Raw genomic sequence first — 19147 nt, forward strand, 5'->3', positions numbered from 1 at the left:
GAGTGCAGCATGCAAGTAGGATTAATTGGGCTTGGAAAAATGGGATTGAATTTAGGGAAAAACTTATTAGATCATAAGCATGAAGTGGCAGCTTTTGATCTGAACAGAGAGGCAGTTAAAGAAATAGAAAGCTATGGCGCTGCACCTAAAGCAAGTTTAAAAGACCTAGTCGGCTCTCTTGATAAACCAAGGGTCGTTTGGATTATGGTTCCTCATCATGTGGTTGATTCAGTAATAGCTGATATTACACCCTTATTGGATAAAGGTGATATTATTATTGAAGCAGGGAACTCACACTATAAAGAATCTATTCGCCGATATAATGAGCTGAAGGAAATGGGTGTTCGGTTTATGGATGCGGGCACATCAGGCGGCATGGAAGGTGCAAGGAATGGTGCCTGCTATATGGTCGGCGGAGATCCCGAGGCCTGGGAAATAGTTGAACCAATTTTCCATGACACCGCAGTAGAAAATGGATACCTTTATGCTGGAAAAGCCGGCAGCGGACACTTCTTAAAAATGGTCCATAATGGTATTGAATATGGAATGATGGCTGCGATTGGAGAAGGTTTTGAACTTCTTGAAAAAAGCGAATATGATTACAACTTTGAAAAGGTAGCAAAAGTATGGAATAATGGTTCTGTTATTCGTTCATGGCTGATGGAGCTCACCGAGAATGCCTTTTCTAAAGATGCAAAATTAGATGGTATTAAGGGAATAATGAATTCATCCGGTGAAGGAAAATGGACTGTTGAAACTGCCCTGGATCTCCAAACAGCGACTCCTATTATTGCTCTTTCTTTATTGATGCGTTACCGCTCTCAGGAAACTGATACCTTTACAGGCAAAGTGGTAGCAGCACTAAGGAATGAGTTTGGTGGACATGCTGTTGAGAATAAATAACAAACAAAATATTTGGAGGTAATTTAAATGAAATTTTTTATCGACACTGCAAATCTTGATGAGATTAAAAAGGCTTATAAAATTGGTGTATTATCCGGAGTCACTACGAACCCTTCACTTGTTGCAAAAGAAGGCGTAAAATTTGAGGACCGTATTGAAGAAATTCTTAAGACTGTTCCAGAAGTAGAATCCGTTTCTGCTGAGGTAACTCCTGATGCTTTAACCGCAGATGAAATGATCGCTCAGGCAAATGAACTGATTAAGATTAATGGCGGAGATAAAAATATTACAATCAAATTGCCAATGACACTAGACGGTCTAGAGGCATGCCGCTACTTAACTAAAAAAGGTGTTAAAACCAATGTAACTCTAATCTTCACTGTTAACCAAGCGCTTTTGGCTGCTCGTGCTGGCGCAACCTATGTTTCACCTTTCCTAGGCCGATTGGATGATATTTCTGAAGATGGTGTACAACTTGTCGTTAAAATTGCAGAATTGTTCCGAATTCAAAAACTGGATTCCCAAATTATTGCAGCGTCTGTCCGCCATCCAGACCATGTTACCCGTGTAGCATTGGCAGGAGCACATATTGCTACTATTCCATTTAAAGTTATTGAGCAGATTTCTAAACATCCTCTAACTGATCAGGGTATGGAAAAATTTGCTGCTGACTGGAAAAACGCCCAATAAATAAGGATGCGGATTTGCATTTAGCGGTAGCTGATTGAGTAAATCCATAAAACAAATTAACCCCCTGGTCTTTTTATCTGGCCTGGGGGTTTTTGCTGTTTCTGTATTTATACAGGTTTCAGCATAGCTGGAAATCCAAAATTTCTAATTTGAGTAACAAAGGAATCTCTTTTACTTTTTATCTTTTATCCATTTGTCAGACCATTTACTAATCGGCCCTAGAATTTTTCCCAGTTCTGTACCTTTCTGCGTCAATAGATATTCTGTGCGAATGGGCCTCTCCGGAATAACATGGCGCAAAACGATTCCGTATTCTTCAAGTTCTTTCATTCTCTCTGTTAATACCCGTTTACTAAGGTCAGGAATAATAGAGTTAACTTCACTAAACCGCTTGGGCCCGCTTAATAAAACATAAATAATTAAACCCGTCCATCTTTTTCCTATTAATTCGAATGTTTTCTCTACCTTCGGACATAATGTCGGCTGTTCCTCCATCCAATCCATCCCCCTGGCATAACACTATTTATTTCCTATGTACTAATTGTAACCTACTGCCAATCGGTTCTAAACTTTATTCAAAAAATTTCAATAAAAGTTCAAATTTATTAAATCAGCTATAGCCATTAGTAGGAAGACAGAAGAGAGGAAGTGTTTCATATTGGGAAATTTTTTAATTTACACTATTCCTTATATTGGGTCAGCCTAAGTGTGCTAATCTAGTCAGGAATAAACCAAAAAGGAGTGACCTGAATGACTCGTCAAAAGCTTTCATGGTTTGGATTTATGATTCTATTTATGCTTTTTTCTTCTTCTTTTTACTATGAAACTCCGTTTGTATCAGCAGAGAATTCTCTAGATCCTGCACCACAGCTCCAGCCAGTCGGGACATCAAATGGCAAAAAGATTTTATTTGATAACACACATGGACAAACAGCCGGAGCAGCAGACTGGGTTTTGGATGGAGGCTTTTCGGATTTTGCAAATGCATTAGCGAATAAAGGCTATTATGCAAAAGAGCTTCGAAAAAGTACTCCTATTACTTATCAGGATCTCCAGGGATACAATGTATTGGTCATTGGTGAAGCAAATATCCCTTATAAAACCTCTGAGCAAGATGCCATGATTCAATATGTACAAAATGGGGGCAGCATCTTTTTTATAGCTGACCATTATAATGCAGATCGGAATAAAAATCGCTGGGATGCTTCTGAGGTATTTAATGGCTACCGGCGGGGAGCCTATTCCAATCCGGCAAAAGGAATGGGGACAGAGGAGGCTTCTTCGGCCGCAATGCAGGGTGTAGCGGGGTCAGACTGGCTCTCATCTAACTTTGGCATTAGATTCCGTTACAATGCCATTGGAGATGTGACAGCCAATGATATAGTGGCACCAAGCCAAGCGTTCGGGATTACCAACGGTGTTTCAGCTGTAGCCATGCATGCAGGATCAACCCTAGCCATAACTGATCCTAATAAGGCAAAGGGAATCGTCTATCTTCCTCCAACTTCATTAGCCTGGGGATCGGCAGTGGACCAGGGTGTCTATAACGGCGGCGGAAGAGCGGAAGGACCTTTTGTGGGTGTTTCCAAGCTGGGAGCTGGAAAAGCCGCGTTCATTGGTGATTCTTCACCAGTAGAAGATGCAACCCCTAAATATTTAAAAGAAGAAACGGGCGGACAAAAAACCACTTACGATGGATTTAAGGAACAGAATGACGGAACTATACTTGTAAATATAATCGACTGGCTATCAAAACAAGAGAGTTTTACGGCATTATCACAGGTTAGCGGTTTACAGCTTGATAATAAAACGGCATTGCTTTCAATGGAAAATCCCCAGACATCAACTGAACCGGCTACAGAACCATGGGCTGCACCCGCTACAGGATACAAATGGTATGATTCCTCAACATTTAAGTCAGGTTCATTTGGTTATGGAACTGCCAGTACAGGTGGAACAGCAATATTAAATGAAAATTTTGAGTCCGGCGCCAAAACAGCATATACTTCCGGAAATGTAACTCTTTCGAGCGGGTCCTGGAACTTCAACAATGCCCTTATTGGCAATTTAACCGGCGATAAGAAAACCGGGGCTCAATCAGCACGAGTTCGTTCAAGTGGCTCACTAACAATGAATTTTGATGTGAGCGGAGCAAAAAGTGTTCAAATTTCGCATGCAAACTTTAGTACGGACAGTGGTGCCAATTGGCAGCTTCAGATGTCCACCAACAGCGGGTCAACCTGGACAAATATAGGCGGTACCAATACCAGTTCCTCAGCACTAACTGGTAAAACATTCACACTAACACAAACAGCCCCTGTCAGATTCCGAATTGTCGTATCAGGAACAACGGGTCAAAGAATCAATTTCGATGATATTGTGATCAGTAATTAAGGAACCAGCTACAATTAACAGACACTTGTGTATTTCAATTCAACGTTAAAAGAACAATTTAATAAAAAGGATCCTAGCTGAAATGGCAGCTAATAAACTCAGCTGCCTATAGTAAAGGAGGATTAAACAATGTAAAAAAAGACTTACTCAGCCAATGTATGTTGCAGGAGCAGGTCTTTTTTTTGTACTATATGTTGTTTACATAATTCATCATATGTTTAATCGAACCAGCTTTCCCTTGAATAAGATATAGGGAAAGGAGTAGATACAGGTGAATAAAGATTATCTAGGGATCATAATTCCTAAGTCTACTTATGACAGGATGACAGTGTTATCTGTGAATGTTCTAAGTATGTTTTCTATTTGGGAAAAAACTGCTGCCAAGCATAATTTAATTCCATGTTATTTTCGTTTCTTCGATATAAGTCCAGGCCAGCAAATGATGAATGCCTACGTATTAGAGAATGATAGATATATATTAAAACAAATTCCCGCCCCTAAGGTCATTTATTCCAGAGTCCTGGACAATTTGCCGGCATATCAATCACATATAAAATCATTGATGAAAGATGGAAAAGTCATATTCAATGCACCAAACTATGATATAGAAAAATTAACAGTACACAAACTGCTTACACAAGATCCTTATATTAACAAGCATTTACCACGTACCGAATTATTTTCTATTGAGCAATTAAGAGATATGGCATATCACTATAAAAAATTAATACTGAAGAAAAACTATGGGGAATTCGGAATAGGTACTATGAAGCTGGAAAAAATTAACGACTATTGGCGTCTGTCCTATAAAACCGAAGGTGATAAGGAGTTAAAGCAGGAGGATTTCAAAAAAACGCTGCCTCCCATCTTACAGAAACGTGTTTATGATCATACTTACTTAATCCAAGAATTAATTCCTCTAGCAACACTAGATGGTAAACCATTTGATATGCGAGTAGCAGTACAAAAAAATATCCAAGGACAGTTTCAGGTTTCAGGGATTATGTGTAAAGTAGCACAAAATCAAGATTTTCTTACAAATGGTGCTCAAGGCGGAACGACCTTTTCACTAGAAGAGATTGCTCCTCATACTCACTCTGATATTCCTTATCAAACACTAGTAAAGAATATTAAGGAATTCGCTCTTTATGTGGCAAACAATCTCGATCATCATTACCCAAGTTTAGCTGATCTGGGGTTTGATATAGGGATAACCAGAGAAGGTTTTCCGTATTTTATTGAGTGTAATTTTATCTCCGATTATGTAAGCGGATTGTTCATAAATGGTAAAATTCTTCAACCAGATTGGGAAAAGGTGTTTAGCACTCCTATTGATTATGCAAAATATTTACTCGATAAATATTAAATAAGAAAAAAAGGCTGAATCAGAGAACTGTTCAGCCTTTTTTTGAACGATTAATTAAGATATCCATTAAATCCTGGAAGGACTTTCGCATTGATGTTTTAAATAGAATAGAGGTATGCTCATTTGCCATTGTATTTAATAAATTATATAACTCTTTTTTATTGGTAACATTATGAATGGCAGAAGGATTCATTCCTAATTCTCCAGCCTTTTTACAGACAGGACGCGTGTTTTTTCCGACTGTAATTAAAACATCAACCTTGTTTTTCACAACAAGAGATCCAACTTTTTCATGTTCTGATACTGAATAATCACCTAATTCTTCTATTTCCCCTATAACGGCTATCTTTTTCCTGCCTTGTGATGTTTCCTTTAAAACCTCCAAAGCAGATTCAATTGATGTCGGATTTGTATTCCAAGTGTCATCAATAATGAGGCTTCCTTTGATTCCTTTATGAAACTGCAGATGACTTTTTACATGCTTAAAGGTTTGCAGCCGTTGGATGGCATCTGTAAGCTTAACACCAGCCAGAGTCGACGCAATGATTGCAGCTAGTGCGTTATAAACATTATGCGTGCCAAATCCCGGTACAAAGCAAGGGTATTTACCTTCACGGCAAACGAATAAGAAGTCCATGCCTTCTCTTTCTAGGTTAAACTTTATCGTATGAGCCTGAATGTGAGCAGCCTCAGTTGTACCGTAATAAATAACAGTACCCTTAAACTGGCCTACATCTATGTTTCTAATATTTTTATCGTCATAATTAAGAATAATTGTCCCACGCTGACTAACAGCACTTAACATTTTTACTTTTTCTTTTATATATAATTCCTGAGTTCTAAAGCCCTCAGTATGGTCCGTTCCTATTGTGGTAATAATTCCAATTTGCGGCTGAAAATAATGGGCTGAGTATAGTAATTGATCCGGACCAGATACACCCATTTCAAAAACAGCGCTATCGGTGGTTTCATCAATCTCTAATAAATAATCCAAATTTCTCCTTAAACCATTATGGCTTAAGAGCGTACTAACTACATTTTGTTTTTCAGATAATATCCAAGAAATCATTTCTTTTGTTGTTGTTTTTCCGCATGTACCAGTTACACCTATTACTGGCAGATTAAAAAGTTGTCTGTAATAGCGAATAAATCTGAAATAAGCTTTCCTCACATTTGAAACTTGTACAATGGCAGTCTCTTTGGGAACATTGGTTATTGAATCTGGGTTAGAAGTAATGACAGTAATTGAGGAAACGTTAGTAGGCAGAGGTGTGTACTTCTTATTCTTCATTACAAATACCAAGGTATGATCGGTAATAAGATGTTCCCCATATTTTGCTGCGTTTTTTATAAGCTGTGATTCATTTCCGGAAACCAGCCTTCCTTCTAAAACAAAGAGTATTTCTTGTAATTTTAGTGTTTTCATTCACTCACCTGCTCTCTATTATGACTTCCATTTATCATATTGATAAAGGGGGGCAGATGTCCGGCTATAAGCCCATTTTGCCTAACTTAGACTTAAGCGGATTCATCACTTTTTCAAAATACATATTATACATATGGAGAAATTTTTCATTTACCAAGTGAGTGTTAAGCATTAAAAACAGGAGCCTGGAGATAGGGGATAGAGAGGGAAGTGAAGGAAACACCATGTTTTCAATAATACCTAATAATATGACAATCAGTACTATAATATTGTCTCCTAGCGCATTCTTTGATGGGGAAATGGAACAAATAAAACAAATAAGGTCCGTTAGGTTTGGTGTAAAAACCATAGAAGTTAAAGTGAATTTCATGGAGTCTACGGACATTAAAGATATCGTTTTATCTAAAAATATTATTGATTCTTTAGGTATCCCCATAACATGTTATTATGACATCCTTATAAAAAATAACGAATTGGTTATAGGACCTTTTATCGGAATCCTTACAGATTTCACAAATAAAAAAACGGCTGAGATGCTCCCAACCTACAACAGTTTTGTAAAAGAATATAAACGAATTGGCGGAGCAATTATTATATTCTCGCTTGAAGGTATTAATATGGAGAATCGAACAGTTTCCGGTTTCCTTTATCAGCCTGGGAAGAGTTCGTGGATATACGGTACTCTTTATTATCCTGCTGCTGTTATGTCCATACTGGAAGCCAGCCTAACATCCAAATGGGAAGAATTTCATACCAAACTGCAGCATCTCATCTCGATTTTAGGTCCAAAGGTATTTAACTATCCTCATTTTTCAAAATGGGAAATGTATAATCTTTTACAGCATAATCTTGGTGAAATCTTGCCAAAAACAATTTTATATAATGATGTAAAAGATATTGCTGAAATGGTTAATAGCTTTGGAAGTGTGTATATAAAACCCTTGAATGGAAGGCTGGGCAAAAAAATCTATAGGGTAATAAAAGATGGCGAAAATATAGTTGTCTTATTTGATCATAACCGTGACAAACAAATAAGGTTTTTTACAAACGAGCCTGAGATAAGAGAATTTTTTCAGGAAGAGCTTGTTTCTGATATGTTTTTGATCCAGCAAACCATTCCTTTAATGAAATTTGATGATAGAGTAATTGACTTTAGATTAATGGCGGTAAAAAACGAAAAGGGTTTGTGGGAAAACTTAGGCATATTTTCTCGTATGGGTTCCAAAGGGAATATTGTAAGTAATATAACAGCTGGCGGAGAAACCGAAGCCGCTGACAAAACATTGAAAAAGGTTTGGAAGTTAACGGACGAGGAAATTATAAAGATTAAAGCACAGATCGGAAGAGTTGCAAAAGAAGCACTAGTGCTTCTTGAGAAAAATGGATACCACCTCGGGAATATTGGATTCGATATCGGGTTGGATGAAAATTGCTTAATTTATATTATTGAAATTAACCACCAAAACCCTGATCCCTATATAGCACTTAAGGCTAATAATAAAAGTACTTTTTACTTTGCAAGATTCAAAAATATGCTGTATGCCAGACACCTAGCAGGCTTTTAATTATAGATACTTTCAAGAACCTGGATATTACTTCAGGTTCTTTTTTGCTGAAAATCTCTTTAAAATTACTGCTTTTGTACTATTAAAATACTGCTCTTTGCGTAGATAAATTGCTTTTTATGAGGGGTATGATTTAGGTATGTATGAACAAAGGGGTGATATTTTTGTATTATAAAAAGAAATTATTCTTAGTTAATACTTTTGTAATCCTTTTAATGATAACGGTTACAAACCTGCCTGTTTTTGCAGCCGGAACCGATACGGCTATTCCCGAACAATGGACTCAATATGATAGGCCAGAGCAGTTTCAAATGGTAACCGATAATGATGTATTTATAACAATGAGGGATGGAGTCCGCCTTGCTGCGAATGTTTATAGGCCTGATACACCAGGAAAGTACCCGGTAATATTAACTCAAACCCCCTACAACAAAAATAGTTCACTAGGGGCAGCCAACGACTATTTCGTTAAACGTGGCTATGTACATGTAGTGGTAGACGTCAGGGGAACTGGTGGATCAGAAGGTGTCTGGGATTCATTCGGTGAATCAGAGCAAAAAGATGGCTATGAGCTGGTTGATTGGGTATCGAAGCAAGAATGGAGCGATGGAAATGTTGGATTATGGGGAGCATCCTATAGTGCAATTAATCAGCTCTTAACTGCAGCACAGCAGCCGCCCGCTTTAAAAGCCATTTTTCCGATTGTGCCAATGGCTGATACATACCGCGATATTTTAATGTCCGGCGGTATGATGAATACAGGTTTTATCCCGCTTTGGATGGGTCTAGTGACTTCGTCTGGGTTGCTGCCGCCGACATATACCTTATCAGACCCAATCGATGCTTCAACTCTGCTGCTAGGCCATGCAGGAAGCACGACGGGATTTCCGGCGAACACACTGTCTGAATTGCTGACAGGCGGAGAGATGGCTTACGATGGCCCTAACTGGCATATGAGATCGCCTATTTTCTCCGCTGAAAATGTTAAGGTGCCAGCATTTATTACAGGTGGGCTTCATGATATTTTCCAGCGCGGGGAACCATTGTTGTATGAAAAGCTTAAGAAAAATGTTAATGCTAAATTGCTTATGGGCAACTGGACACATGGAGACTTTGGCTCTGGGCTTCCAAGGGATGGAGTTCCCACACTTGATCAAATTGCCCTTCGATGGTTCGATCATTATTTAAAGAGAATGAATACGAATGTAGAGAAGATTCCGGATGTAACACAGTTTGTCCTAGGAAAGGATCACTTCGAGATTCAGAATGATTATCCTAATCAGGATACTGGAGCGGAAAAGTGGTTTTTAAACAGTGGGAGAGGTTTAAGCAAAGCCGGACCTGGAGTATTTGAAACTGGAGATACAATGCTTCAGGAACCTATTAATGGAGTTTGCTCGGGAAGTACAAATCAATGGCTGATCGGATTAATAGATTCGTTGCCTTGTTCGAAGGATAACCGTCTGACTGAGCTTTCGGAAGTGACATATACCTCAAGTCCTTTTGCAGCTGAGTATCGTTTAAGCGGTCCGATTGGTGCTGAATTATATATTAAAACAACAGCGAGAGAGGCAGTAGTATCTGTAAGGGTAACAGATGTTGCTCCTGATGGGACATCGACTGAGCTGACCGCAGGATGGCTGGCTGCGAGTTTCAGGAAGCTTGATGAAAGCAAATCGAGATACCTGGATGGCGAACTAATTCAGCCGTGGCATCCCTTTACTGCTGAATCTGCAGAAGAGGTTGTTCCAGGCCAGCCTATGAAACTCAATGTAGAAATATTTCCAACGAATGCCGTTCTAGAGAAGGGGCATAAGCTAAGAATTGCGGTTGGCCCGAGCGATTTCCCACATTCCTTATCCCCGCTTCCGCAGTTTGGTAAACAGCTTGGGGGTATTGTAACAATTATGCATGACAGTCAGCATCCATCATCAGTAGTTTTACCAATAGTTAAGTAAAGAGGAAAGTCCGTTCCAGCCTGGAATGGACTTTCTTTTAGTTACTATCTAATACATTGATTGACTATTTAGAAAAATTGACTTATTATGAGCCTTGTTTAAATACATAGATTAAATGGAGGGAATGTGTTGTTTAAATTAACCATTCAACCCCGCGTTTCTGAAACAGATGGTATGGGACACATCAATAATACTTGTGTACCTGTCTGGTTGGAGGCTGGCAGGGAAAACATATTTAGGATATTTAACCCTGACTTATCATTTGCTGACTGGAGATGCGTTGTAGTTAACCTTAACATTGATTATATTAAAGAAATCTTTTATGGCCGGGAAGTAGAAGTACATACATGGGTTAAACATATAGGCAATTCCAGTTTTATACTCGAGGAAGAGCTTTATCAATCAGGAGAGTTATGTGCAAAAGGAACTGCCACTTATGTTAATTTCAACAAAAAGATAAGAAAGACAGAACCTATTCCATTTAACATTCGTCAGGAACTTGAGGAACATAAACGGGAATAAGTTACCTAAGAGAAAAAGAAACACTTCCTTATTTTGAATCAAGAGGAGAATGCCAAGATTAAGGCATCTTTTTACTTTCAAATTGCTCAGGAAGATATTTCATTATGATAGAATAAAAGAAGTCAATTCAACGACTCGTAGAAAGAAAGAAGTAAGAGAGGAGTTGGGGGAGTGGCATTTAAGATATTTGTAGGTGTATTGTTGGCTTTTTCTATTGGAAACCTGGTCTTTTTCCTGGCTGATAACATGAAATACCACGCTTCACTAAGGGCATTGAGAAAAGGCCTTTATACTATTTTTATAGGTGCAGTGGCATCGGGCATCCTAATGAATGAAATAAAGATATCCAATTGGCAGTTTTTGCTTACCCTAACCGCAATTGTTATCTTTATTGACCTATCACTGATATTAACGCCAAGTATAATGAAAATCTGGAAGGCCGAGTTTCAATATGGGGATTATGTGGAAAATGTTATAGAAGCCAATAACAAGATTCATAGAGGCACCATGAGACGTGTAGGAACAATGTCAGAGATGATACAGAATGCAGGCACATATTTTGGGGAATTGATTCCCGAACCAAATGCCATTTTTGATAGCGAAGAATTGGAGAAATATCTGAAATTGTATTCTGACCAGTATGGATTTGCCATTCAGCTATGGGATCTTACGATTGAACCATTTGATGCTAACCTTATTCCAAGTGAAGAAAGAGCAAAAATGAACAATGAAGAACTTGAAGCGTATATCGAAGACGTCTCGCTCCTGCAAGCGATTCATAGGCTAGTAGATGACATCGAAAGGCTTAATTCCTTTGAGTTAGGGAATGAAAAGGAAGAATACGTTTCCTCCCTTTTTCAATCGGAGATTATATCCGTGATAAAGGAGGATAGCATGATTGTTCCTGTCTATATGGATCAAAGAAGCATGCTTATCGTCTTAAAGAATACAAGCGGCGAGCTTCTAGAAGTTGATGCTGTTCATATTACCAATTTAATATATCTATTTTATTCGTTTCATTAAATGAGTGGTATAATGGTAAAAAGACCACTGACGAGGAGGGCTTTATATGAGGAAACCAATGGGGCGCACTCTTAAATCAGCAGGTAAGCCGGGTGGCGCAAAGACTAAAGAAACGGCAGGATCAACACTTGCCAGAGCAAGCAAGACCACACATTTATCGGATAAATCAACCAGCCGCTTGTCTCAGAACGTGAAAGAGATGAACAAAAAGGTTCTCCAATACATCGGAAATCAATAAGCAAGGTGCTATGACAGCATCTTGCTTTTTTCTATGTATAAAACCTCCTTTTCTTGTATAGGTTAGTACCAGCAGTTACAAGAAGAGGGGCGAAGAAATGGGAGATAAAAAGAGACCGAAAAAGGTTGAACCAAAGAAAATCACCCGGCTAAAGTCGGAAACCAAAATGGCAAAAGAAAATGAAAAAGCCCTTAAAGTGATTCGGGCATTTAAAGGTATGTTTAGCTAAAATAACTAATTTATTAACCGAAATGCTATGAATCTTGTTTAAGATAATATTTCGATCCAACCAATATTTAGCTGCAGTTCAATTCGTGCGCTTAGTGAAACGATTCCCAGCATAACATAATTCGTCCAAAGTGAGTAATTTCTATCAATTGCTAATCCATTAAAAAATTATTAATCCTATTTTTTTCAAACAAGTGCAAGATGGTTCAGCCCCTAATAAACTTTCCTTTAAAGGATGAGAAGAACATTGCTCATAATATAAATTACGTAGAACCCAAAGGGGAGAATACCTCCCCCTAAAATTTATTTTCTAGTTTACATAATATATATTCTCGGAACCTAGATAAAAAGACTGTTTAATCGTCTCAATCACTAAGTATACTTAAGATAATGAGACAAAACAAAAAAATTCACCTCATACAGTCAGATTTACTTCTTTAATAACTTAGGATTTTGTTTTCAGTTTTACGCATAATCCTTTTGGCTGGTTTCGATAAAACCTTGGATATTAAATTTAAGCTTGTACCAATTATTTTTCCAGCTATGGTTGCTAAAATAATTTATTAAATTCTAATATCTAACTACCTATATAATTTACAGTCTATATCTAATTATTAAACTTAGATTGTTTAAGATCATTATTTTAGCTTGCAGTCGTATTTCCATAATGATTTAGTCTTAGTTTTAAATATTGTATTTAATATTTAACGTGGCTTAAGTATTCTAGTTAGTTATCCCCTTGCTGTTATTTTTTCTGACTTTAGTTTACATAACATTATTATTATTTTACTGCCTGTTTTTCTGCAAACTTATTATTAACAAAAGTGAAACAGCACAGGTGTTGGTCCTGTGCTTATATGGTCGTTGTCTGCAAAGCTCCAGTTAAATAATGTCTAGGTGTCCCATAATACAATACCTGGCTGTATGCAGCGTATGTTGATTCAAATTGAATGTAAATTGGAGCATCCAGCAGCCATGGGAAATAAGAAAATAGGATCTGATCCCCATAAATGATGGCTGATAACGCTAATTTCAATTCTTTTTTAAAAATCTTATACCGGATACTGGAGTAATTCTCATCAAATTCCCCACCATCAACATAAACTTTTCCGCAAAGTGTAAATTCCCCCATGTGAGGCTGCCATTCTGCTATAACCTCATCGCGGAAATGCATGTTTATTGACGGATAATCATATTCATTCCCAATACTTAAAAATAATTCTCCGGTTTGATCAGAATGAGTGAGTGTATATTTCCGGCCGTCAATTGGCCGAAAAGGTGTAGCTGGAGCTAAAAACTTTACGGATAACTTTGAAGGATCAAATATACTCATGGCAAGCATCCCCCCTCTTTAGGTTGTTAAATGCTTACTCACAATATATGAAAGAATGTAAAAACCGTGACAGTGGCCTAGCTATGAAGTTCCTTCAGATTATTTTCCTTCTTCCAGGACAGATGCCTGACTGAGTGACCATCCTCCCTCCTCATGCTTCCAGAGCGTATTTACATTCCCAATGCTGTCGGCTGCTGCAATACCATCTATAAGTTGTATTCCCCGAAGCCCCCAGGATCCGTCTCGAAAAGAAACGGGTTCTAATGAATGAAAACCATTTATTTTTAGTTCAGTTGGTTCATTTAATTTTCCATCAACGTAAAGCCCAAGTTTCTCATATTCTTTATTTTTGCTTTTGAGATCAAATAAAAAGGTTTTTCCGTTTGCGTTTAATGTCAATTCTGCTTTATATCCATTTACGAAGTTTCCGTCCATTTCCAATGGCTCAGGCAATTGTAGTTCCTCTAGTTTAAAGTCTTTCAAAGTATATAGATGGTTTTGAATGATCCCTCCGTTTCCTCCCTTTTCTATAGCTGTAAAAATATCTTTTATTCCATCTCCATTCAAGTCTTGAAAACTTAAATTCGGCCTATATCCACTATCTAAATCTATTCTGTATGTTTTTTCAGTCGATGAATGTATTTCAATAAATACGTTCTTTAAAAAGGGACTTTTCCCATGGTAAGGGTCTGCATGCAGCAGTATATCTTCTTTTCTGCCATCCCCAGTGAGGTCCACTGCGTTTTTATAAAGGGTAAGATCCTTCGCCTGTTCTTCATTTGAAAATAAGCCTGTCATTGCTGAAATGGACATGAAAAAGAATGCTGCAAACGAAAAAAACAATTCCCTAACCATTAAAATAACCTCCCAGTCCTTCTTTAAGGTTATTTTGCGCAGGTTTGGGAAATTAATGCAGAAAAAAACCGCCTGAATTTTCAGGCGGCCATTCAATTCTTTATTTTTGAATACTTATTGGTTCTTCAGCCTTCCAAATTCGAACCGCTTTTCCGCTGTCTGACTCGTCTATAAGGAACGAGCCATTTGAGTAGCGATCGCTATTTTTTAGATCTGCTGCTTTAAAGGATTCGATTTGTCCTTTTTCTGTCTGTATAAAAATTTCATCCTCATCAGTAACAGTCTCAAAACCAATAATTTTATGAGGGTTGGCTTTTAACTCACGAAGAATGACAAGACCGCGTTTAGCTCGTGATGATTTCTCAAATTCTTTTAATTTCATCTTCTTGACTGCCCCTCGCTGGGTAGAAACTAAGATGGAAACTTTGGATTCAGGTTCAAAAACTTTGCCTGCAATGACATAATCCCCATCTTTAAGGTTCATGCCTTTAACTCCAGCAGCCCGGGCACCAACAATGCTTATTTCCTCTTCATCAAACCAGAGGGCATAGCCATAATGACTGACCATAAATACTTCCTGTTTGCCATTTGTAAGGTGAATGTCAATAACCCTGTCATCATCCTTAAGATTGATCGCCGTTAATGATTTTGAATATCTTTGAGCTTTATAGTTTTTTAACTCAGTCTTTTTAACCATTCCATTTTTCGTAACAAAAACCAGGAAGGCATCCGTTTCAAAATCTTTAATTGGCAGGGCATGAAGAAGCTCGTCATCTCGGTCAATTGGAATGATATTCGCAACATGCTGGCCAAGGTCCTTCCATCGTATGTCAGGAAGCTCATGGACCGGCATATATAGGTAATTACCTTTGCTTGTAAACAGAAGAAGGACGTCCTTCGTATTCATTTCCAATGTCGCAAGTATTCGGTCCGAATCCTTCATGGCAAGGTCCTGGCCGTTTGAAGCAGCGAAAGATCGCTGACTGGTTCGCTTGATATAGCCTTCTTTTGTAATCGTTACGACTACATCTTCACTTGCTATCATAACATCAAGATTAATTTTAATTTCTTCGATTTCTGCTTCGATTTTTGAGCGGCGCTCATCTGCATAACGCTTTTTAACGTCTTTTAAATCTTTTTTAATAACAGAAATCAGTTTCTTATCACTTTCCAGGATGGAAGTAAGTTCTTCAATCTTTTTAGCCAATTCTTCTGCCTCTGCTCTCAATGCAGTGATGTCTGTATTAGTTAAACGGTATAACTGCAAGGAAACAATTGCTTCCGATTGAGGTTCCGTGAATGCAAACTTTGCCATCAGGTTTTCTTTTGCATCCCGTTTGTCCTTAGACGCACGGATCGCTGCGATCACTTCATCAAGGATGGAAAGTGCCTTCATTAATCCTTCGACGATATGCTGGCGCTCACTTGCTTTCTTAAGTTCGTATTCTGAACGCCGAGTAATTACTTCTTTCTGATGGGTAATATAGGCATCCAGCATGTCATTTAAACCCATTAATTTAGGGCGCTTCTTATGGATAGCAACCATATTGAAGTTATAAGTTACCTGAAGATCACTGTTTTTGTATAAGTAATTAAGAACACCTGTCGCATCGGCATCTTTTTTCAATTCAATAACAATTCTTAGGCCTGTCCGGTCTGTCTCGTCACGAACCTCTGAAATACCTTCCACTTTGCGGTCCAATCTCAACTCGTCCATTTTCTTTACAAGATTAGCTTTATTTATTTCATAAGGGATCTCTGTAATAACAATTTGCTGCTTGCCCCCGCGCAAATCTTCAACACCAGCTTTACCGCGGATGATAATTTTCCCTTTTCCAGTTTCATAAGCCTTTTTAATCCCATCTAAACCTTGAATAATGCCCCCGGTCGGGAAGTCTGGACCTTTTACAACCGTCATTAGCTCATCTACTGTGACATCTGGTTTATCCATTTTCATGATAACCCCGTCAATTACTTCTCCAAGATGGTGAGGGGGTATTTCAGTTGCATAACCGGCAGAAATACCTGTAGAGCCATTTACCAGCAAGTTGGGAAACATTGCAGGCAGTACAGTAGGCTCCTTGGAGGTATCGTCAAAGTTCGGGATAAAATCAACTGTCTGTTTTTCAATATCCCTTAGAAGTTCTGTAGAAATAGCTGATAATCTTGCCTCTGTATAACGCATGGCAGCCGGAGGATCCCCGTCAACACTTCCGTTGTTTCCATGCATTTGAACAAGTACGTTACGGACCTTCCAATCCTGGCTCATCCTTACCATCGCATCATAAACCGAAGTATCACCATGCGGGTGATAATTACCAATTACATTACCAACTGTCTTTGCTGATTTACGGAAACCTTTTTCTTGAGTGTTGCCTTCTACATGCATTGCATATAGTATTCTTCGCTGTACAGGCTTCAGGCCATCCCTTGCATCAGGGAGGGCGCGTTCCTGGATAATGTATTTACTGTATCGTCCAAATCGGTCGCCAAGTACATCTTCAAGAGGCAAGTCGCGGAATTTTTCTGGTGTGCTCATTCAGTTTCCTCCTCTGCGACCATAATGTTTTCATTCTCTAAAATAGTATCAATATCGTCGTCATCGTCCAGGCCAAAAGCTACATTGGCTTCAATCCACTTTCGGCGAGGCTCTACTTTATCACCCATAAGGGTTGTCACACGTCTTTCAGCCCTTGCAGCATCATCAATTTTAACGCGGATTAAAGTCCGGGTTTCAGGATCCATAGTGGTTTCCCATAATTGGTCGGCATTCATCTCGCCAAGTCCCTTATAACGCTGGATCATATAACCTTTTCCGACCTTCTTCATTGCACCTTGAAGCTCATCATCATTCCAGGCGTATTCAATGACTTCTTTTTTACCCGTACCTCTACTTACTTTATAAAGCGGTGGCAGGGCAATAAAGATTTTTCCTGCTTCCAAAAGTGGTTTCATATAGCGATAAAAGAAAGTCAGAAGCAAAACTTGGATATGTGCTCCGTCTGTATCAGCATCAGTCATGATGATAACTTTTTCGTAGTTCACATCTTCCAGGTTGAAATCTGTACCGACACCTGCTCCAATAGCATGGATAATGGTATTGATTTCCTCGTTTTTAAAGATGTCAGCAAGCTTTGCTTTCTCTGTGTTAATAACCTTACCACGCAGGGGAAGAACTGCCTGGAAACGTCTGTCCCGTCCCTGTTTGGCAGAACCGCCAGCAGAGTCACCCTCTACCAGGTAAAGTTCATTTTTTTGAGGGTTTCGGGATTGGGCAGGAGTAAGTTTGCCCGATAAAACGGCTTCAGACTTTTTGCGTTTTTTGCCGCTTCGCGCATCCTCACGGGCTTTCCGTGCTGCTTCTCTAGCCTGATAGGCCTTAATTGACTTACGGATTAGAAGGGAACTGATATCTGGATTTTCTTCAAAGAAATAAGCCAGGTGCTCTGAAACTACTGAATCAACAGCAGACCTTGCTTCGCTTGTACCCAATTTTCCTTTTGTCTGTCCTTCAAACTGCAATAGCTCCTCGGGAATTCTAACACTGATAATGGCTGAAAGACCCTCACGGATATCGGCACCATCTAGGTTTTTATCCTTTTCCTTAAGAAGGGATACCTTTCTTGCATAATCATTAAAAGCCCTTGTCATAGCTGTTTTCGAGCCAGCTTCATGTGTACCGCCATCCTTGGTCCGTACATTGTTAACAAAGGAAAGAATATTTTCCGAGTATCCATCGTTAAATTGAAATGCAAACTCTACTTCGATTCCATTTTGAGTTCCTTCAAAGCTTACAACAGGGTGAAGTACATCTTTTTCCTCGTTTAAGTACTCTACAAATGCTTCAATCCCGTTTTCATAATGGAATACTTCATGAAAATCGTTTCGGTCATCCATGATTTCTATTTTAAAACCTTTAAGAAGAAAAGCAGATTCTCTTAACCTCTCACATAGTGTTTCATAATTATACGTAGTCGTTGAAAATATGGTTGGATCCGGCTTGAAATGGATGGTCGTTCCCGTCTGATTGGTTTTCCCGGTCTTCTCAAGAGTTGTTACGGGCTTTCCGCCATTTTCAAATCGCTGCTCGTAGACAAATCCGTCTCTTTTAATTGTAACTACCAGCCACTCTGAAAGTGCGTTTACAACGGATGCACCTACACCATGCAAGCCTCCGCTCGTTTTATATCCGCCCTGGCCAAACTTTCCGCCTGCGTGAAGAATTGTCAGAATAACCTCAGGTGTTGGTTTGCCGAGTTTATGCATTCCGGTCGGCATTCCTCGTCCTTTATCAATAACGCTGATTGAGTTATCTTTATGTATTCTGACGATGATTTGATTGCCAAAACCAGCCAGTGCTTCATCGACAGAGTTATCAACAATTTCATACACCAGGTGATGGAGGCCTCGGGAATCGGTGCTTCCAATATACATGCCTGGGCGTTTGCGGACCGCTTCCAGACCTTCCAATACCTGAATGGCATCATCATTGTAATCAAATGCTTGCTGTGTTCTTGCCACTAAAAATACCCCTTTCACTTCTTCCAGAAAAAGCTAACATTCTAAAAAACGATTTTCAAATAAAATTTCCGTAAATGTATTCGTTCAATTAAAACCGTTTTCCTTTATGTTGGCAAGGAAATTTA

16 protein-coding genes are annotated in these 19147 nt (G+C 38.7%); 10 read left to right on the top strand and 6 right to left on the bottom strand.

Annotated elements, in window-relative coordinates:
* Positions 1-9: 9 nt before the first annotated feature.
* Together gnd and fsa are read left to right on the top strand one after the other, a co-directional pair.
* The gene (gene gnd / locus AC3WR0_RS06435; protein ID WP_492551526.1) at positions 10-903 is read left to right on the top strand and encodes a phosphogluconate dehydrogenase (NAD(+)-dependent, decarboxylating); all 894 of its coding nucleotides are present in this window, start codon (positions 10-12) and stop codon (positions 901-903) included.
* Positions 904-930: 27 nt separating this feature from the next.
* Positions 931-1593 carry a fructose-6-phosphate aldolase gene (gene fsa, locus AC3WR0_RS06440; protein ID WP_027319595.1) on the top strand — a complete coding sequence of 221 codons (663 nt, stop codon included), beginning with the start codon at positions 931-933 and terminating at the stop codon, positions 1591-1593.
* Positions 1594-1764: 171 nt separating this feature from the next.
* Here fsa and AC3WR0_RS06445 read toward each other — a convergent pair whose 3' ends face one another.
* Complete coding sequence (locus AC3WR0_RS06445) at positions 1765-2088, bottom strand: winged helix-turn-helix transcriptional regulator (RefSeq protein WP_492551571.1); 324 nt, start codon at positions 2086-2088, stop codon at positions 1765-1767.
* Positions 2089-2376: 288 nt separating this feature from the next.
* On the opposite strand from AC3WR0_RS06445, the gene AC3WR0_RS06450 reads away from it, so the two are divergent.
* Entirely contained in the window at positions 2377-3987 is a 1611-nt protein-coding gene (locus tag AC3WR0_RS06450) for an Ig domain protein group 2 domain protein (RefSeq protein WP_492551572.1), read from the top strand.
* A gap of 271 nt (positions 3988-4258) precedes the next feature.
* The gene (locus AC3WR0_RS06455) at positions 4259-5353 is read left to right on the top strand and encodes a YheC/YheD family protein (RefSeq protein ID WP_492551527.1); all 1095 of its coding nucleotides are present in this window, start codon (positions 4259-4261) and stop codon (positions 5351-5353) included.
* A 31-nt stretch (positions 5354-5384) separates the two neighbouring features.
* Here AC3WR0_RS06455 and AC3WR0_RS06460 read toward each other — a convergent pair whose 3' ends face one another.
* Positions 5385-6779, bottom strand: a complete 1395-nt coding sequence (locus AC3WR0_RS06460; RefSeq protein WP_492551528.1) for a UDP-N-acetylmuramoyl-tripeptide--D-alanyl-D-alanine ligase — start codon at positions 6777-6779, stop codon at positions 5385-5387.
* A gap of 224 nt (positions 6780-7003) precedes the next feature.
* On the opposite strand from AC3WR0_RS06460, the gene AC3WR0_RS06465 reads away from it, so the two are divergent.
* From AC3WR0_RS06465 to AC3WR0_RS06490, 6 genes are all read left to right on the top strand, one after another.
* A complete protein-coding gene (locus AC3WR0_RS06465) occupies positions 7004-8344 on the top strand; it encodes a YheC/YheD family endospore coat-associated protein (RefSeq protein ID WP_492551529.1) in 1341 nt (446 codons plus the stop codon).
* Positions 8345-8508: 164 nt separating this feature from the next.
* Entirely contained in the window at positions 8509-10302 is a 1794-nt protein-coding gene (locus AC3WR0_RS06470) for a CocE/NonD family hydrolase (RefSeq protein WP_492551530.1), read from the top strand.
* A 126-nt stretch (positions 10303-10428) separates the two neighbouring features.
* Entirely contained in the window at positions 10429-10824 is a 396-nt protein-coding gene (locus AC3WR0_RS06475) for an acyl-CoA thioesterase (RefSeq protein ID WP_492551531.1), read from the top strand.
* Positions 10825-10995: 171 nt separating this feature from the next.
* Positions 10996-11847 carry a type II toxin-antitoxin system SpoIISA family toxin gene (locus AC3WR0_RS06480; protein WP_492551532.1) on the top strand — a complete coding sequence of 284 codons (852 nt, stop codon included), beginning with the start codon at positions 10996-10998 and terminating at the stop codon, positions 11845-11847.
* A 46-nt stretch (positions 11848-11893) separates the two neighbouring features.
* Positions 11894-12085, top strand: a complete 192-nt coding sequence (locus AC3WR0_RS06485) for a hypothetical protein (RefSeq protein ID WP_492551533.1) — start codon at positions 11894-11896, stop codon at positions 12083-12085.
* Between the two features lie 97 nt (positions 12086-12182).
* Positions 12183-12314, top strand: a complete 132-nt coding sequence (locus AC3WR0_RS06490) for a hypothetical protein (protein ID WP_492551534.1) — start codon at positions 12183-12185, stop codon at positions 12312-12314.
* A gap of 852 nt (positions 12315-13166) precedes the next feature.
* Here the strand turns inward: AC3WR0_RS06490 and AC3WR0_RS06495 are convergent.
* From AC3WR0_RS06495 to parE, 4 genes are all read right to left on the bottom strand, one after another.
* On the bottom strand, positions 13167-13646 hold the full coding sequence (locus tag AC3WR0_RS06495) for a staygreen family protein (protein ID WP_492551535.1): 480 nt from the start codon (positions 13644-13646) through the stop codon (positions 13167-13169).
* 99 nt (positions 13647-13745) lie between these two features.
* On the bottom strand, positions 13746-14501 hold the full coding sequence (locus tag AC3WR0_RS06500) for a YybI family spore inner coat protein (protein WP_492551536.1): 756 nt from the start codon (positions 14499-14501) through the stop codon (positions 13746-13748).
* Positions 14502-14601: 100 nt separating this feature from the next.
* Entirely contained in the window at positions 14602-17040 is a 2439-nt protein-coding gene (gene parC / locus AC3WR0_RS06505; protein WP_492551537.1) for a DNA topoisomerase IV subunit A, read from the bottom strand.
* Complete coding sequence (gene parE / locus AC3WR0_RS06510) at positions 17037-19022, bottom strand: DNA topoisomerase IV subunit B (protein ID WP_492551538.1); 1986 nt, start codon at positions 19020-19022, stop codon at positions 17037-17039. Before parE ends, parC begins: the two co-directional genes overlap by 4 nt.
* Between the last annotated feature and the right edge of the window lie 125 nt (positions 19023-19147).

It is taken from the genome of Neobacillus sp. FW104-15D2 (assembly GCF_058790155.1).

What these genes read in the sequence shown, in the direction of transcription:
- gnd (WP_492551526.1), top strand. Translation starts at nt 10, where the DNA reads ATGCAAGTAGGATTAATTGGGCTTGGAAAAATGGGATTGAATTTAGGG.
- fsa (WP_027319595.1), top strand. Translation starts at nt 931, where the DNA reads ATGAAATTTTTTATCGACACTGCAAATCTTGATGAGATTAAAAAGGCT.
- AC3WR0_RS06445 (WP_492551571.1), bottom strand. Translation starts at nt 2,088, where the DNA reads ATGGAGGAACAGCCGACATTATGTCCGAAGGTAGAGAAAACATTCGAA.
- AC3WR0_RS06450 (WP_492551572.1), top strand. Translation starts at nt 2,377, where the DNA reads ATGATTCTATTTATGCTTTTTTCTTCTTCTTTTTACTATGAAACTCCG.
- AC3WR0_RS06460 (WP_492551528.1), bottom strand. Translation starts at nt 6,779, where the DNA reads ATGAAAACACTAAAATTACAAGAAATACTCTTTGTTTTAGAAGGAAGG.
- AC3WR0_RS06465 (WP_492551529.1), top strand. Translation starts at nt 7,004, where the DNA reads ATGTTTTCAATAATACCTAATAATATGACAATCAGTACTATAATATTG.
- AC3WR0_RS06485 (WP_492551533.1), top strand. Translation starts at nt 11,894, where the DNA reads ATGAGGAAACCAATGGGGCGCACTCTTAAATCAGCAGGTAAGCCGGGT.
- AC3WR0_RS06490 (WP_492551534.1), top strand. Translation starts at nt 12,183, where the DNA reads ATGGGAGATAAAAAGAGACCGAAAAAGGTTGAACCAAAGAAAATCACC.
- AC3WR0_RS06495 (WP_492551535.1), bottom strand. Translation starts at nt 13,646, where the DNA reads ATGAGTATATTTGATCCTTCAAAGTTATCCGTAAAGTTTTTAGCTCCA.
- AC3WR0_RS06500 (WP_492551536.1), bottom strand. Translation starts at nt 14,501, where the DNA reads ATGGTTAGGGAATTGTTTTTTTCGTTTGCAGCATTCTTTTTCATGTCC.
- parC (WP_492551537.1), bottom strand. Translation starts at nt 17,040, where the DNA reads ATGAGCACACCAGAAAAATTCCGCGACTTGCCTCTTGAAGATGTACTT.